Source organism: Pantanalinema rosaneae CENA516, from assembly GCF_050753385.1.
In the GTDB taxonomy this organism is placed as follows: Bacteria; Cyanobacteriota; Cyanobacteriia; order Leptolyngbyales; family Leptolyngbyaceae; genus Pantanalinema; species Pantanalinema rosaneae.
The window spans coordinates 111,853-126,268 of the sequence record NZ_JBLZFZ010000005.1; the positions used below are offsets into that span (position 1 = coordinate 111,853).

Genomic DNA, 14,416 nt, shown 5'->3' on the forward strand with positions numbered 1-14,416 from the left:
TTAATGCCCTACGGGCATACCAGAAAGGGAGGCTGACCGAATTGACAAGTGTGGTGCATTCATTTGAGAACGGCTGTAAACAGCAGGACAAATTACCAACCGCCCCAGGTGACCGGTTGCACACCCTGATTTTTCATAGTTTTGACCACCTCATACCCACGGGATTCTGCCCAGTTTTTAGCCGCCTGACTCAGTTGGCTTTCCCCAGAATTCAGGTATGCCAGCGCCATTGTTTTATTGCCTTTGGTTTCTAGCGATTTGATCAGAGTATTGACAATATCGCGATCGCCAATACTGATGAACGCATACAGAGCCGTTTGAATCGCGCGATAATCATTCGACTCCACATCTTTCAGCAACACCGTTTTAGCCGTTGCCCAATTTTGCCGCAACTCTCCGCCCTTTTGCTGGGCAACCAGGAAACGAATTTTATCGGTATCTGTTTGGGGTTCCCAGTCTAACTTCGCCAAGGCGCGTGCCGCAAATAGGTTAGAGTACCAATCGGTTAAGTTCGCTGCCAGGGGTTTAATGGCTTTTTGATCACCAATATCGCCCAGCACGATCGCCGCCCCTAACCGGATCATGGCGTTGTCATCCTTCAAAGCTTTGATCATGGGATCGACGGCTGGAGTCCCGATCGCGGCTAATGCCGATCGGGTTTCGTCTAACACCTTTCTGTTTTCGCTGGTCAATCCCGGCATGAGGAGTTTGATCACCTTTGGATCTTTAGCGGCCAGGTCTTTAAGGGCAGTTTTAGTTGCCTCACGCACCTGAGGATTGGGATCTTGGAGGGCGGTAATCAATGGCTTGGCGGCGCGGCTATCTTGAAGTTTGCCTAAGGCGGTAACCGCCTGTTTGCGAATCGAGACATCAGCTTCGACACTGACACTTTGAATTAAGGCATCAACCGCCTGTTTGTCACCAATATTCCCGAGGGCTTCTGCCGCTTGCGCTGATAATGGCTCTTGCTGTTTCAACAGGTTAATTAGTTCCGTGACATTCTTTTGAGTTTCCAGTTCAACAATTCTGGAGTCTCTACCACCACAACCCGTTGTCACCAAAAGTAATAAACTTAAGCCCAGGGTGATGGTCTGAGTTTTTAGCGGATGGAGTTTAGCGCCAGAACTTGATAATTCAGTGTGACTCATAGGGGGTATATGCATCCAGGAAAGCGTACTTCCCTACCTACAGGTCTTGGTTTTGGCTCTCCCGAAAAGTTGCCAAATCTGGAAACTATGACTTTAGAAAATTGCCATATTTGGAAGCTATCCCTGCCAGGTTACGCAACGGTATGGTTGCTTCCTTAACCGAATCTATGGGTAAACTAGGCTATGCAGTTCAACATTCTCATGTCTCTGTTTGATCTACTTGATCTACGAACTTTAGGCTTAATTGCTACGACCCTGTATCAGGTGATTGCTTGCTGGCGAGAAGATCGATCGCCACCTCCGGGGCAATGGGCAGATGTGGGAGGCTATCGGTTACACTATGTCACGGCTGGTACAGGCGATTTGACGATCGTGCTAGATCATAGCTTGGGTGGGATAGAGGGATATTTGCTTTTGGATGAATTGGCAAAACTATCACGAGTTTGTATCTACGATCGGGCAGGGTTTGGTTGGAGCGATCGTAGCCCCTATCCCCGTACCAGTCATCAGATTGTAACGGAACTAGACAAAATGTTGACCTGTGCTGGATTAGCACCGCCTTATCTGCTCGTAGGCAACTCGTTTGGCAGCTACAACATGCGACTCTACGCCTACCGCTTCCCCGAAAAAGTAGTCGGGTTAGTCATTACAGACGGTTTACATGAATCGGGAATGTTACAAATGCCACTTGCCTTAAAAGGACTGCAACTGGTCTTTGTCTCTGGGTTTATCATGTCCGTTTTGGGATCTGGGTTGGGGTTAATTCGGATCCTGAAGCTAGTAGGTGGATTTGAATTACTGAAACCGGAATTACGCCAGTTTTCCCGCTCCTCGCTGCAAGCTGTAAAACGGTCATTTTGTCGTCCTAAACATTGGCTAACCATGACTCAAGAACTGCTAGCTCTGGCTACCAGTAGTCGCCAAGTTCGTTGTGCAAATGATTTAAAGGATTTACCGATCCTCAGTATCAAATCCCATGCTTTCTTCAAAGCATCCTTAATCACTATTTTGATGCCTCTAAAAGCGGCTGATAGATTGCGCGATCGGATGCATCATCAGTTTAAAAGCCTGTCAAGTCATTGTGTGCAATTAGATGCAGATAGAAGTGGTCACTTTGTTTGGATCGATCAACCCGATGTCATTCCTCATGCAGTTCATCTGCTGCTGGACAAGTACCGCCAGTAAATTAGGTGATTGGGTTTCGCCTCCAGATCTACCGCTCAAATTCTAGAATGAAGGTGGTTTGTCTATTCCCACTTTCCACCCGAATCCTGCCGCCTAACCGTTCAGTCAGTTTTTTGACCAATGCCAGCCCTAACCCAGTGCCACCATGCTGCCAGGGATCATTGTTGGGAATCCGGTAAAACTTATCAAAAATGCGATCGCACTCCGTAGCGGGAATTTCCACCCCAGAATTACTGATGCGAATCTCCATGGTTTCTAACACCAGTTGAGCGGATACAGTAATATGTTCTTCAGCCGGGGTGTATTTACAGGCATTATGCAGCAGTTCACTGAGAATCCGTTCCAGATAGGGCAGATCAGCCGTCAGGGCAGGCAGGTTCTCGGCGATCTGGATGACTAACTCCTGCTGTTGTTGCTTGGTTCGTTCGATAAAGGATTCCGCTAAATGGGGAATATAATTTTGCAGCGCAATCGGCGTTAAGTTCAGTGGTTCACTACCCGCATCCAGGCGAGCTAAATCCAGTAGATCGTTGATGAGATTAATCTCACGCTGCCCTTCTTCCCGCAATACACTAAAGTAACGACTAATCGGATTTGACTTGTCAGCAAGCAACCCTAACCGATTCAGGCTAATTTCTAGCATTTGGGTCGCCAGTTTAATGTTCGACATTGGGGTTCGCAGTTCATGGGACACCGTACTGAGGAAATCATCCTTGAGATGATTCAGCCGCTCCAATTCTTGCACCTGTGCCTGAGAGACTTGATAGAGGCGAGATTGGCGCAGAGCGATCGCGCATTGATTGGTTACTTGTTGCACCAGTCGCACTTCCAGGTTGTTAAACGCCTCTTTTAAAGGTTTGAACAACCAGAGATCGCCTAGTACCCGTTGTTCATCCACGATCGGGCAGGCAAGGATTGTCAGCCGCTGTTGGTGCGATCGAATGTGATAGGGAGTTAATTCACTGAATTGACAAATTTGACCCTGTAAGAGTTGAGCATAAATTTCCGGATGGGGAGCCTCGGTGTGGGCAAACGTATATCCCTGAGCCGATTCAGGTGTACTGGAAAATTCATAGGCAATCGTCGAAATAGTTTGCTCGGCATTATAAATTGAGGCATCACAATACTCTAAGTCCAATGCCTGCCCCAACGCTTGCACCACCGTTTTCAAAATTTGGTCTTCATCCAGACTATCCCGTACCCGATCGGTAATGCGTTTGAGGGTCGCATCTAAATCTAACGCTTGTTGCAGTTCCGCCGTTCGTTCCTGCACCTGCTGTTCTAACGTATCGGCAGATTGGCGAATTTGCTGGTGGAGTTCGGATTGTTGAATCGCGATCGCTAGTTGATCTGCCACCTGTTCCAACAAATTCGCTTCATCTAGATGCCAGACGCGCTGTTCCGCACAGGCATGGACAATGAGTAACCCCCAGACCCTAGCTGTTCCTTCGTCTTGTCGTTGAACGATCGGCGCTACCATTTTGGACTGAACGGCGGTTTGTTGCATAAATTCCACTAAACACGCTCCCCAGGTATCTAAGGTGACATCTGGGACGATGCGGACATTACCCTGACAATAGGCGGCATAGCAATCTGGCGGAAAACATTCATCTTCCCAACGCATTGCTAATGTCACGGGATACTCGGGGCGCACCGCCTCTTGGATTACCACCCCCGAACGATCGGAGTTGAGCCGAAAGATCAGAGTGCGATCGGCGTGGAGAATCCGCTGGATTTCGGTAACCGTCGTTGCCAGAATATCGTTGAGATCCAACGTCTGCCGAATATGTTGGGTGATTAATCGCAGGCTATGTTCTCGCTCAGATTGTTGTTGTAAAGCATCCTGTGCCCGTTTCAAATCTGTGATGTCGCGGGCAACCACCAGCACTGAGGTGATTTCTCCAGTAGCCGATGGCTCTGGCACCAGGCGGGAGTAAAGGGTGCGCTGTCCGATCGGTAGTTCGATCTCATACTCTATCGTCTGTTCTTGTCCTTGAGTAAACACTTGCTCCAGGGCTTGATTCCAAAACGTGATCAGGGACTGGGAATAACCTAGTTCGGTAGTGGTTTTGCCAATGAATTGTTCACCAGGTATGCCAGCAAGTTTACCTACTGTAGGATTGACATAGGTGAAGCGGTACTGCCGATCGCACCGCATAATTGCGTCCGGTGAGTTTTCTGCCAGTGTACGAAATTCCTGTTCGCGCTGACATAGGGCAAGTTCCGTCACTTCCCGCTCTGCCTCCTGGCGCTTGCGATCGCTGACATCTTGAGCGAGGGACAATAGGGAAATTAAGTGACCCTGTTCATCCAAAAGCGCAGAGTTGTACCACTCGCAGTACAGCACAGAACCATCTTTGTGATAATTCCGGTTATGACAAACGACACTCACCCCCTTGAGCAGTTGAGCCGCCGCTTGATTGATATGAGGCACATCATCCTCAAATAGGAATTGCCATTCATACATGGTCTTACCCATAACTTCGGCAGCGGCCCAGCCAAACATTTGCTCTGCTTGCTTAGACCAGCGTTCCACGCGAAATTCACGATTCCAACGAACGGTTGCTAAAGGGGAATTGTCAACATGGTGAGTTAATTCTTGTAGCGCCTGTTGCAGAGCCATTTCTGCCTGTTTACGCTCGGTAATGTCGGTATCGGTACCAATCATCCGATAGGGTTGCCCATCTGCCGATCGTAGAGCAACACCACGAGCCAAAAACCATCGCAGGTTCCCATCTTGATGTACCATCCGGTGTTCAATCTCATATTCGGTAGTGCGTCCTGCCAAATAATTCGTAGCGGCGGCAAAGACGGCAGGTAAATCCTCTGAGTAAACATGTTGGCTCCAGTCATCGAGATGATTGCGAATCTCGTGATCTGCGTAGCCCAACATCTGTTTCAGCATGGGGTCAAGATAGATCTCGTTGGTTTGTAAATTCCAATCCCACACCCCAACCTGTCCAGCCTGGGTCGCTCGAACATATTGATCTTCTTTGTTTCGCAGGATGGTTTCAATTTGTTTCCGCTGAGTGATGTCACTATAGGCGATCGCCACGCCATAGGATTCCAGGGGAATGGGAGCAGCACTGATCGAAATCCAACGAATACTCCCATCGGGACGAACGACCCCCTTTTCTTCATTCTCAATCAGGCGATGCTCTCGGAGTGCCCGTATCGTCGTGTATTCTTCGATCGGGAGCGGACTGCCATCCAGCCGAATAATCTGCCAGGTTGGATCATCACAGGTTCGACAGATCTGTTCGGCAATTGGAATGCCCAAAATTCGCTCTGATGCAGAATTAACTTCCAAAATCTTGCCAGTCGTATCCGTAATACAAACCCCAATGGGCAAAATTTCAAACAAGGTTTGATACTTTTGTTGATTGGCTTGCAGGGCTAGTTCTAATTGGCGACGATCGGTCAAATCGAGAATCAAAGCATAGTAACCTTGAACAATCCCCTCGCTGTCAACATTTGGCACTAATGTGCCCTGAATATGACGTACCCCTCCCTGGGCGTAGGGTACTGTCGCTTCATAAACCACCTGTTCCCCTGCCATCACTCGATCTACATAGGGCTTAATCTCTTGGTAGGCAGTGCTGCCAAGTACCTCATTCAACGATTTGCCAATGATGTCTGTGGGTTTCAGGTTAAACCAGATTTGATAATTCTGATTGGCATAGCGATAACAGCGATCGCGATCAGTATAGGCAATACACACGGGTAACGCATCAATCAGGTGTTGTAACTGGTGGCATTGATGACGGAGTTGTACCACTAATTGTTCGTATTGGCAGATCTGAGTTTGCAGGCGATCGATGGTAGTTTGCCAATCAGCCTTGGTTTGCGGCAACTCAACAGTACACGCTTGGAGGTGCTGTTCTAATCCCTGATGACACTGCTGAACCTGGTGTGTTAGTTGGCGCTGTTCTGTGACATCCCGCAATACCAACAGATGGGCATGGGGCATAAAATTGGCGGTGGTAGTATATTCTACTTCCCGTATCGTATGATCCGCTCGGACTAAGGTTAACTCACCCCGTTCCTCTACCTGTAGTTGAACCTCCTGTCTAACCTGGTGTAGCTGTAATTCAGAGGCAATGAAATCAGCAATCGATCGTCCCAATAAATCTTGCCGCGCTATGCCAAATAACTCACAGGCAGCTTGATTAGCGGCAACCAAATAGCCTTGATGGTTGATAATTACGACAGCATCCATCACAGCTTCAAACAGCGTATGGAATGGACGATCGTTCAACCAGCCAGAACGGTTATCCTCTGTCCCAGGAAATTGTCTCAGTGCATCAGCGATCGTGCTAGCTTCTGACCTTGAGTGTTCACTCACCTGTAATGCCGCCAAATTTTCATCACGACCGACTGGGCTTTCCTGGGAATTTGAGGACATAACATCATGCACAGAAATATAAATTTTAACGCATCACCCGTTATTTTCTAAGTATTCTAAAGTATAGTTTTAAACATCAAAAGGGAGTGTCTACCTGAAGCAAAACCAATTGTTCAGATTGAGGATGCCGGAATTGCAAAGACTTGGCATGGAGGTACAAGCGATCGCTATCTAACAGACAGCCATACAAGCGATCGCCCAGAATCGGAGTGCCCAACCCTCTGGCATCGGCGGCATGAACTCGCAGTTGATGGGTACGACCTGTAATCGGAATCAAAGCAATGCGGGTAGTTGTCGCCGTTTTAGCAAGAACGTGGAACTGAGTCTGGCTGGGTTTCCCCCATTGTTCATGCACCTGTTGTCGCGGTCGATCGTTGGGATCACCCCACAATGGTAAGTCAATGATCCCCTCTGATTGGCTAATCTGTCCTGCCAGAATGGCTTCATACTGTTTACGAATGGTGCGGTGCTGAAACTGTTGGCTAATGGCGTGGTAAGTTGGGCGATCGCGGGCAAATAATAACACTCCCGATGTCTCCTGATCCAAGCGATGGGCAGGCAATAGGGCATCTCCATCCGGTAGCCCATGGCGCAACCGACTGAGAACACTGTCCTGGCGATCGTGATAGCGACCGGGAACCGATAACAACCCGGCTGGTTTATTCACGGCAATCAACCAGTCATCTGCGTAAATAATGGGTAAGGCTAGATGCTCAGGCGGACTGGTTGTTGGTGCAGAGGATAGCCCGGATAGCAGAAATCCCATTAACGGCTGACAGCGATCGACACAGGCTCCATAAAACTCTCCGGCTAATTTATCTCCCGCCTGCCCATCCCCACCCCACCAAAATTCTGCCATAGCGATCGGTCGCAGTCCGTGAGTTGCCGCATAGTGAAGTAATTTGGGCGCACAGCATTCTCCCGTTCCTGTGGGCATTGCCCCCCCGGTAATCACTTGCTCCAGGGATAAGGATTCCCCAGCGAAATTGGTCATCCAGTAATGTCGATGCATCTGGGTTTGTAACTGCCGCGATAAGGTTCGACGCTGTTGCTTTAAGGCTTGGATGCGATGATCTGCTAGCTCCAGAATTTGTTGGAGTGGCATTAATGCTGCATTTCGTTGGCGTTTCCATTGTCGGCGTTCGATCCCATCTCGTTGGCTTTGTTGTTCCAGTTGTCTGAGTTGCGCGGCTAAACTTTCTCCATTCAGAGTATCGAGAAGAAGTTGGCGTTGCTGATGACGGGACTGTTTACGTTGCTGATGGCGTGTAGTTAATTGCTGTAAATCCCGATCGTAGGCGGTACGCAACTCGGCATACTGCGATCGCTCAGGTAGTTGGTGTAAGGCAATTAATTCTTGTTTAATCGCGGCTAAGGCGGCTAGAGTTTGCGCTTCTGCCAGCGCCACCCGATCGCGTCCGGGAATCGGCGGCACCCAACCGGCGATAATCGCGGCTCCCTGCAATAATCCAGAGAAGGCTTTGAGAACTTGCCGTTCTCCGGTCGCTGTCTCTACCAGTAAGATTCCATACATTTTGCCCTCACGCGCATAGCGATCGTCCATTGCCAACGCTTGCATTAACTCCCGCGCGATCGCCTCTGCCTCCGGTGTTCGTGGTAAGCGCAACCAGTCCCCCGATCGCGGACAGCGACCTTCATACCAGTAGTTCGCTTGCTCCTGACTGCTCAACCTTCTCTATACTCCCTGCAAAACCTGGGCAATACATCGGGCTAACTCATTAGCGGTATAGGGTTTAGGGAGAAAGGCATGAATGTCACCTTCAATCGAGGTAGACAGTTGGCTGCTGGAAACTAACCCACTCACTGCAATCAGTTTAACCTGGGGGTTAATGCGTTTTAAGGCTCGGATCGCAGCGGCTCCATCCATCGTTGGCATCATCAAATCCACTAACACCAGTTGAATCTCCTGTTTATGTTCGGCATAAACGGCGATCGCGTCAATGCCATCGATCGCGGTCAGCACCCGATAATTATAGGCTTCCAGAGAAACTTGATTACTCTCCCGAATTGCCGCTTCATCATCGACCACGAGAATCAGTTCTCCCCGCCCGATCGAAACTTCCTCATCGGGAATTGCCTGGGGTTCATCGGTCTTCACTGCCGGTAAGTAAACTTTAAATTCTGTGCCCTGACCAGGCTGACTATGAACCTCCACAAACCCAGCATGACTTTTGACGATCGCTAACGCCGTGGATAGCCCTAACCCTGTCCCCTGTCCCACTTCCTTAGTTGTAAAAAATGGTTCAAAAATGCGATCCAGATGATCCGGCGGAATCCCCATTCCCGTATCCGCTACCGTAATCACAATGTAAGATCCGACTTGAGCATCTAAATGCATCTGGGCATATTGCTGATCGATCCATAAGTTGGCAGCACTAAGGCTCAACTGCCCCCCCTGCGGCATGGCATCACGGGCATTCACACAGAGGTTCATCAAGACCTGATGCAGTTGTGTGGCATCTCCAGAAACCAGCCAGAGATCACGGGCAAGATTCAGGTGCAAATTAATCGATTTATGGAACGTCTCTTGGGCAATCTGGCGAATTTCCGAAATTAAATGGCGAGTCTGGAGAATCGTGCGTTTACCTTCGATTCCCCGAGCAAAGGATAACACTTGTTTGATCAGGTCTGCTCCCCGTCTGGCACTGTCTTGAATAATTTCTAATAACTGCTGCCGTTTGCGATCGTTGGAGGTATCTTGCATCAACAACAATTGTGCCGACGAGAGAATCGGAGTCAAGATATTATTCAAATCATGGGCAATACCCCCCGCAAGGGTACCAAGGCTTTCCATGCGCTGCGCTCGGAGTACCTGGGATTCCAGGGCTTTTTTCTCGGTAATATCACTATTAATCTCCAGAATCGCGATCGGATTACCAGCCTGATCCCGCTGTAATGCCCAATGGCTGTTGACCGTCACCAGCTTGTGATCCTGCCGGATATGGGTTAACTCCCCATGCCAATAGTTATCCTGGAGCAATTGTTGATAGATGGCGGCGATCGGAGTAGTTGATTTGGTTTGGAGGAAGGTATGGGAACATTGCCCTAATCCCTGTTCCTTCGTCCACCCATAGAGCCGTTCAGCACCGTGATTCCAAAAGGTGATGCGGTTATCCATATCACGCACCAAAATGGCATTATCTGCCAGATCAAGCAATTGGGCTTGTTTCTGAAGGATTTTGGTTTGGGTCGCCAAATCGTCTTCCACCCGCTTGCGTTCGGTCATATCCGTCATGCCACCAATCATCCGTAACACCTGACCATCCGTATCCCGAATGATGTAGGCGCGATCGCTGACATAGGCATAGTGACCATCCGCACATCGAAAGTGATATTCGTCTGACCAAAATTGGGCTGAACTTTGTAATACCTGATGGATATGGGCAACGACGCGATTGAGATCCTGAGGGTGAATGTGGTCATACCACCAACTTACGCCTGGTTCAACCCCATGGGGATGATAGCCAAACAGCGTTTGCACCCCCTCATTCCACCAAACCCGATCGGTCAACAAATCCCACTCCCAGATGGCATCGTTGGTGACTTGGGCAATCAAATGAAACCGCTCTTCACTGTGACGGAGGGCAATTTCGGCTTGCTTGCGTTCCGCGAGTTCCGCTTGCTGTTCTGCCCAGGTTTGGCGATCGCGTTTTGCCTGCTGCCAATAGTAACGAAAGAAATCGGCTAATTCAGGCTCCTGAGCAATCAAGGCATCAAAGTTTTCCTGCACCCGGCGATCGTCTTGATAGGCAATGCCTGAGTTGGCTTCCATCCAGCTATGGCAGCTTTTGACATAGGCAATAAACGTGATTAAATGCTGGTAGTTGCTCTCTCCTAACAACCGCCGCAATTCGAGACGGTAGGGTTCCGTGGCTTCGGCTTGCAGCGCCATAAAAATGGCACAATTCAGGATACTATCCCCGATCTCGGTATCGAGTTGCGATAGTTCAGTCAGGCGATCGGGATAGGACATCAGGATAGCTAAATGGTGTTCTAGCTCCAGTGCTGTAGGGGGCGGTGATTGTAATAAATTCAGCACGTTTTTTGCCTGCATCCCTAAACTATAGAGGGAGCAACTATGGCAAATCATGCAATAGGGCACGATACAAAACCGTGATAAATAAGCCGATAATTTTTCTTTAAATAAGGCGGGTAAAGGATTATCTAAATAGGCACTCAGGGCTTGATGCCAGAGGTGGGCTAATACCTGAAGATTATCGATCGCAGGGAGGAAAAACGGTGGGAGAAATCCTAACTTCGCTAAAATTTCGGCTTGAATGAAATGGCTAGATTCGATTAAAGAGTTACCTTGCAACTCAGTTAATGTTTCTATGGATCGAGTGATGGTCATCGTTTCTACGCTCGTCAAACCAGGATAAACGGTCAATAAACGGTTCCACTGTTATCCAATTGCTTGCGGGTAGAGTGAAATTTAAATCTTATTAGATCGCTAGTTTTAAGAGAGCGATGTAAATATCTCCAACCGCAACTTAAACAGGAAATTTTCCTCTAACACTGTTAATTCCAGGTCACAGTATTCCCTGAAACTAGCCAGAATTTTTAATCACTTTTCCAACAGTTATTAAGTAGTCTTCTTTTATAGAGTAAACAACTTAATTATGTAGAACTAGTGAGGATTACCGCGCGATCGGGCAATCAACTCTCTCAATCAATCACTATGCCTAATATTGCTTTTTAGAGAATAGTTTGGAGGTTGTTTGAACAGGCACGATCGTCACCTGAACTTTTCCCTTTCTACGATACCGTCAGGTTATATCCTAGGGGGAACTCTGTATTCAACCTCGCCCAGAATTTGATTCCACGCAAGATACCCTGAGTTAGCCACCCAACCCAGGGTCTTTCTGCCTCAATTTATGCTATGGAGCCGACCCCGTAGGTCACTCTACCGATGACTGATCGCCATCAGAATTATTTTCTCTAAGGTAATCCAATATTAACGAGCAAATCCCTAACTAGCTGGGTCGTCTTCCTCAGGTTGAGGATCTTGATTCTCCTGCGCCCGGAGTTCCTGCGCTTGGAGTTCCTGTTCAAATTCTTGCAAAGCTTTATGAATCCAGAGTTTAGATAGTTCCAGCGTACTAACCCGATCGGGGATGATGGTAGGGGTATCAGACATGTTTCTAAGATCTTGACTGCTCTCTCTTAAAGAGTAGCGAGTGTAACCAAACTATTCATGAAGATATATACCTAGAGGAGCAGAAAGTTGGAAAAATTGATGAATTTTATCCCTTGTATGTAGTCTACTCATGACATAGGTCGGTAATCCGTCTAGCTTAACCGATCAGACCTGTAAAAATAGCAACTATTCTTCACACTTAGAAAATTAGCCAACGATGGGACTTTGGCTCCTGTAAGAACAGGCTGAGAAACGCTCTTTGTTCGCCGTTCACATTTATTGCTTTATGGCTCAACGACCCGATAGTTCCGCCGGGACATCAACCGGATTCCAACTCTGGTTATTTTTCATGATCTCCTTTGCCCTCCTGCGATATCCGCCGACTTTAAGTGTATTTTTAGGAGCCGTAGCAGGGGTCGCAGGTGGTCTAGTAGCAGCCTGGTGGAATGCCAAGGAAGATTTTTTAGTCGATGAACCTTCCCGACCAACGGAACAGGCAGAAGTGAGATTAGCAGAACCGCCGCCCTCCCGACCCCTAGCCAATCGGCGACCGGGATTTGGCGTGAAACCGATTCGCCGGAAAACTCGGGCAACTCGACGGTTTGGTTGGTTTTTCCGACGCAGAAAATAATTACAGCAGTTTTCGTCCCCCTAGCCCCCCAATTCTGGGGGGAACAGGAGCCAAAGTCCCTCAGAATATAGCCTGACGGCATCGTAGAAAGGGGGCTTAAAGCCCTACGGGCATACCAGAAAAGGGGGCTGACTGAATTAACAAGTGTGGTGCATTCATTTGCGGACGGCTGTAGGTTAGCCAAAGACCACGGTGCGATTGCCGTAGACCAAAACCCGGTTCTGGAGGTGCAACCGCACTGCGCGTGCCAACACGACCCGTTCCAGGTCTTTGCCTTTACGAATTAAATCGTCAACATGATCTCGGTGGCTGACACGCACCACATCCTGTTCAATAATGGGACCTTCATCCAGATCGGCGGTGGCGTAGTGAGCCGTGGCCCCAATAATTTTGACACCGCGCTCGAAGGCTCGATGGTAGGGGTTCGCTCCGGCAAAGGCAGGTAGAAATGAGTGGTGAATATTAATTACCCGGGGAAATTGCTGAATAAAGTCGGCGCTTAATACCTGCATGTATTTCGCTAACACCACCAGATCAATGTTGTACTGTTGCAGTAGTGCCAACTGTTTCGCTTCCTGATCTGCTTTGGTGTCTTTGGTAATCGGAATATAGTGATAATCACTGCCAAACTGGTGGGCGATCGCTTCTAGATCGGGATGGTTGCTTAAGATCAGGGGAATCTCGGCATGGAATTCTTTTGCCCGTTGCCGCCAGAGTAAATCAAATAAGCAATGGTCTTGTTTACTCACCCAAATGGCAATGCGGGGAATCGCATCCGAGAAATGGAGTTCCCAGTTGGCTTGTAACGGTTGGGCGATCGCGTTAAAGGCAGGCCCAATAATGTCACGGGGGAGATTGAAGCCGTCTAGCAACCATTCCAGGCGGGTGAGGAACAATCCGGCGGCAGCATCGGTATGTTGATCGGCATGGATAATATTACCGCCGTTAGAGTAAATGAAATTCGCAAACTTTGCCACTAATCCCCGTTGGTCGGGGCAAGAAATCAATAGAGTTGCAGTTGGGCTAGTCATCACTACAGGCTTGGCAGGTAATAAAAGCTCAAGGATAAAAAGATCACTATATCTTCCTATCCTTGAGTTGGTGAACTATCTCTCTAATTCTTTTATTAGGCTTCACCCACCGATCTTATGCACTAGCGATCGATTTCTTGAGATTGCTCTCCTGCCGAATCAGAATTTTGCCCTTCAATCGCTGGCTCTGTGGGTGATGTCGTTGGTTGCGCTGCTGCCGCAGGGCGATCGCTCTGTCGCCATTCGGCTAACGGTCGGTTCACGGCAGTTTCAAACTCGATCGGGACGATCGCCAGAGCCAGGTTCTCCTGGGGAGTGGGGGGTGGATCAATCCGAGCGTACAACCCACTGCGATTAAAATTCGGTTTCCCTAAGATCAAGCGATGGGTTTGTTGATCCTGAAGTTTGACCTCGATCGTCGCTAAGGGTTTGTCTAACCCAAATTCAGCCTGTCGGGCGATCGGCACAGTCAAGGTTTGCTGCTGCTTGCCCGTCGCAATCAGGTTAACCAGGAAGGCAATGGCTGCCTCATTCGCCAGGGTTTTCTCTGGAGCGGTCATCCTCCAGACAGTGGGAACGGCTAGAGGAGTTGCCATGGGGCTAGGCGACGGTGATGGACTGGCGGCAGGAGACTTGGCTTGATCGGCAGGTACTTTGTTGAAAGTGAGAGTCTGCTGGGCTGTGGTCAGCGTTAAGGCTTGCACCTGACCTTCCTCAAAGCCAAACAGGCGTTGTCCCTGTCCTTCGGCAGTTGCTTCCGGTTGGGCAGTGCGCTGGCTCTCCACCAGATACACGACCCCACCGAATAGCACCGCGATCGCCAGCAAAATTAACGGAGTCCGTTGCAATTTCATCGCT

The 14,416-nt window shown here is 48.9% G+C and carries 9 protein-coding genes; 2 read left to right on the forward strand and 7 right to left on the reverse strand.

Annotated elements, in window-relative coordinates; all coding sequences use genetic code 11:
* Window positions 1-92: 92 nt before the first annotated feature.
* Window positions 93-1,148: a HEAT repeat domain-containing protein gene (locus ACN4EK_RS04290; protein WP_431656251.1), complete on the reverse strand. Its 1,056-nt coding sequence runs from the start codon at window positions 1,146-1,148 to the stop codon at window positions 93-95.
* A gap of 201 nt (window positions 1,149-1,349) precedes the next feature.
* Between ACN4EK_RS04290 and ACN4EK_RS04295 the strand changes: the two genes are divergently transcribed.
* Entirely contained in the window at window positions 1,350-2,333 is a 984-nt protein-coding gene (locus ACN4EK_RS04295; protein ID WP_431656252.1) for an alpha/beta fold hydrolase, read from the forward strand.
* 28 nt (window positions 2,334-2,361) lie between these two features.
* On the opposite strand, the gene ACN4EK_RS04300 is transcribed toward ACN4EK_RS04295, so the two are convergent.
* From ACN4EK_RS04300 to ACN4EK_RS04315, 4 genes are all read right to left on the reverse strand, one after another.
* On the reverse strand, window positions 2,362-6,738 hold the full coding sequence (locus tag ACN4EK_RS04300) for a sensor histidine kinase (protein WP_431656253.1): 4,377 nt from the start codon (window positions 6,736-6,738) through the stop codon (window positions 2,362-2,364).
* 76 nt (window positions 6,739-6,814) lie between these two features.
* Entirely contained in the window at window positions 6,815-8,428 is a 1,614-nt protein-coding gene (locus ACN4EK_RS04305; RefSeq protein ID WP_431656254.1) for an RluA family pseudouridine synthase, read from the reverse strand.
* Window positions 8,429-8,434: 6 nt separating this feature from the next.
* A complete protein-coding gene (locus tag ACN4EK_RS04310) occupies window positions 8,435-11,110 on the reverse strand; it encodes a PAS domain-containing hybrid sensor histidine kinase/response regulator (protein WP_431656255.1) in 2,676 nt (891 codons plus the stop codon).
* A gap of 618 nt (window positions 11,111-11,728) precedes the next feature.
* Entirely contained in the window at window positions 11,729-11,896 is a 168-nt protein-coding gene (locus ACN4EK_RS04315; protein WP_431656256.1) for a hypothetical protein, read from the reverse strand.
* A gap of 286 nt (window positions 11,897-12,182) precedes the next feature.
* On the opposite strand from ACN4EK_RS04315, the gene ACN4EK_RS04320 reads away from it, so the two are divergent.
* A complete protein-coding gene (locus ACN4EK_RS04320; protein WP_431656257.1) occupies window positions 12,183-12,527 on the forward strand; it encodes a hypothetical protein in 345 nt (114 codons plus the stop codon).
* Between the two features lie 176 nt (window positions 12,528-12,703).
* Here the strand turns inward: ACN4EK_RS04320 and purU are convergent, their stop codons facing one another.
* Together purU and ACN4EK_RS04330 are read right to left on the reverse strand one after the other, a co-directional pair.
* On the reverse strand, window positions 12,704-13,558 hold the full coding sequence (purU, locus tag ACN4EK_RS04325; protein ID WP_431656258.1) for a formyltetrahydrofolate deformylase: 855 nt from the start codon (window positions 13,556-13,558) through the stop codon (window positions 12,704-12,706).
* A 122-nt stretch (window positions 13,559-13,680) separates the two neighbouring features.
* Entirely contained in the window at window positions 13,681-14,412 is a 732-nt protein-coding gene (locus tag ACN4EK_RS04330; RefSeq protein ID WP_431656259.1) for a DUF4340 domain-containing protein, read from the reverse strand.
* Window positions 14,413-14,416 lie beyond the last annotated feature (4 nt).

Bases quoted from the DNA above. Each gene is read 5' to 3' on its own strand.
- ACN4EK_RS04310 (WP_431656255.1), bottom strand. From the start codon at position 11,110: ATGACCATCACTCGATCCATAGAAACATTAACTGAGTTGCAAGGTAAC.
- ACN4EK_RS04330 (WP_431656259.1), bottom strand. From the start codon at position 14,412: ATGAAATTGCAACGGACTCCGTTAATTTTGCTGGCGATCGCGGTGCTA.
- ACN4EK_RS04320 (WP_431656257.1), top strand. From the start codon at position 12,183: ATGGCTCAACGACCCGATAGTTCCGCCGGGACATCAACCGGATTCCAA.
- ACN4EK_RS04300 (WP_431656253.1), bottom strand. From the start codon at position 6,738: ATGTCCTCAAATTCCCAGGAAAGCCCAGTCGGTCGTGATGAAAATTTG.
- ACN4EK_RS04315 (WP_431656256.1), bottom strand. From the start codon at position 11,896: ATGTCTGATACCCCTACCATCATCCCCGATCGGGTTAGTACGCTGGAA.
- purU (WP_431656258.1), bottom strand. From the start codon at position 13,558: ATGACTAGCCCAACTGCAACTCTATTGATTTCTTGCCCCGACCAACGG.
- ACN4EK_RS04295 (WP_431656252.1), top strand. From the start codon at position 1,350: ATGTCTCTGTTTGATCTACTTGATCTACGAACTTTAGGCTTAATTGCT.
- ACN4EK_RS04290 (WP_431656251.1), bottom strand. From the start codon at position 1,148: ATGAGTCACACTGAATTATCAAGTTCTGGCGCTAAACTCCATCCGCTA.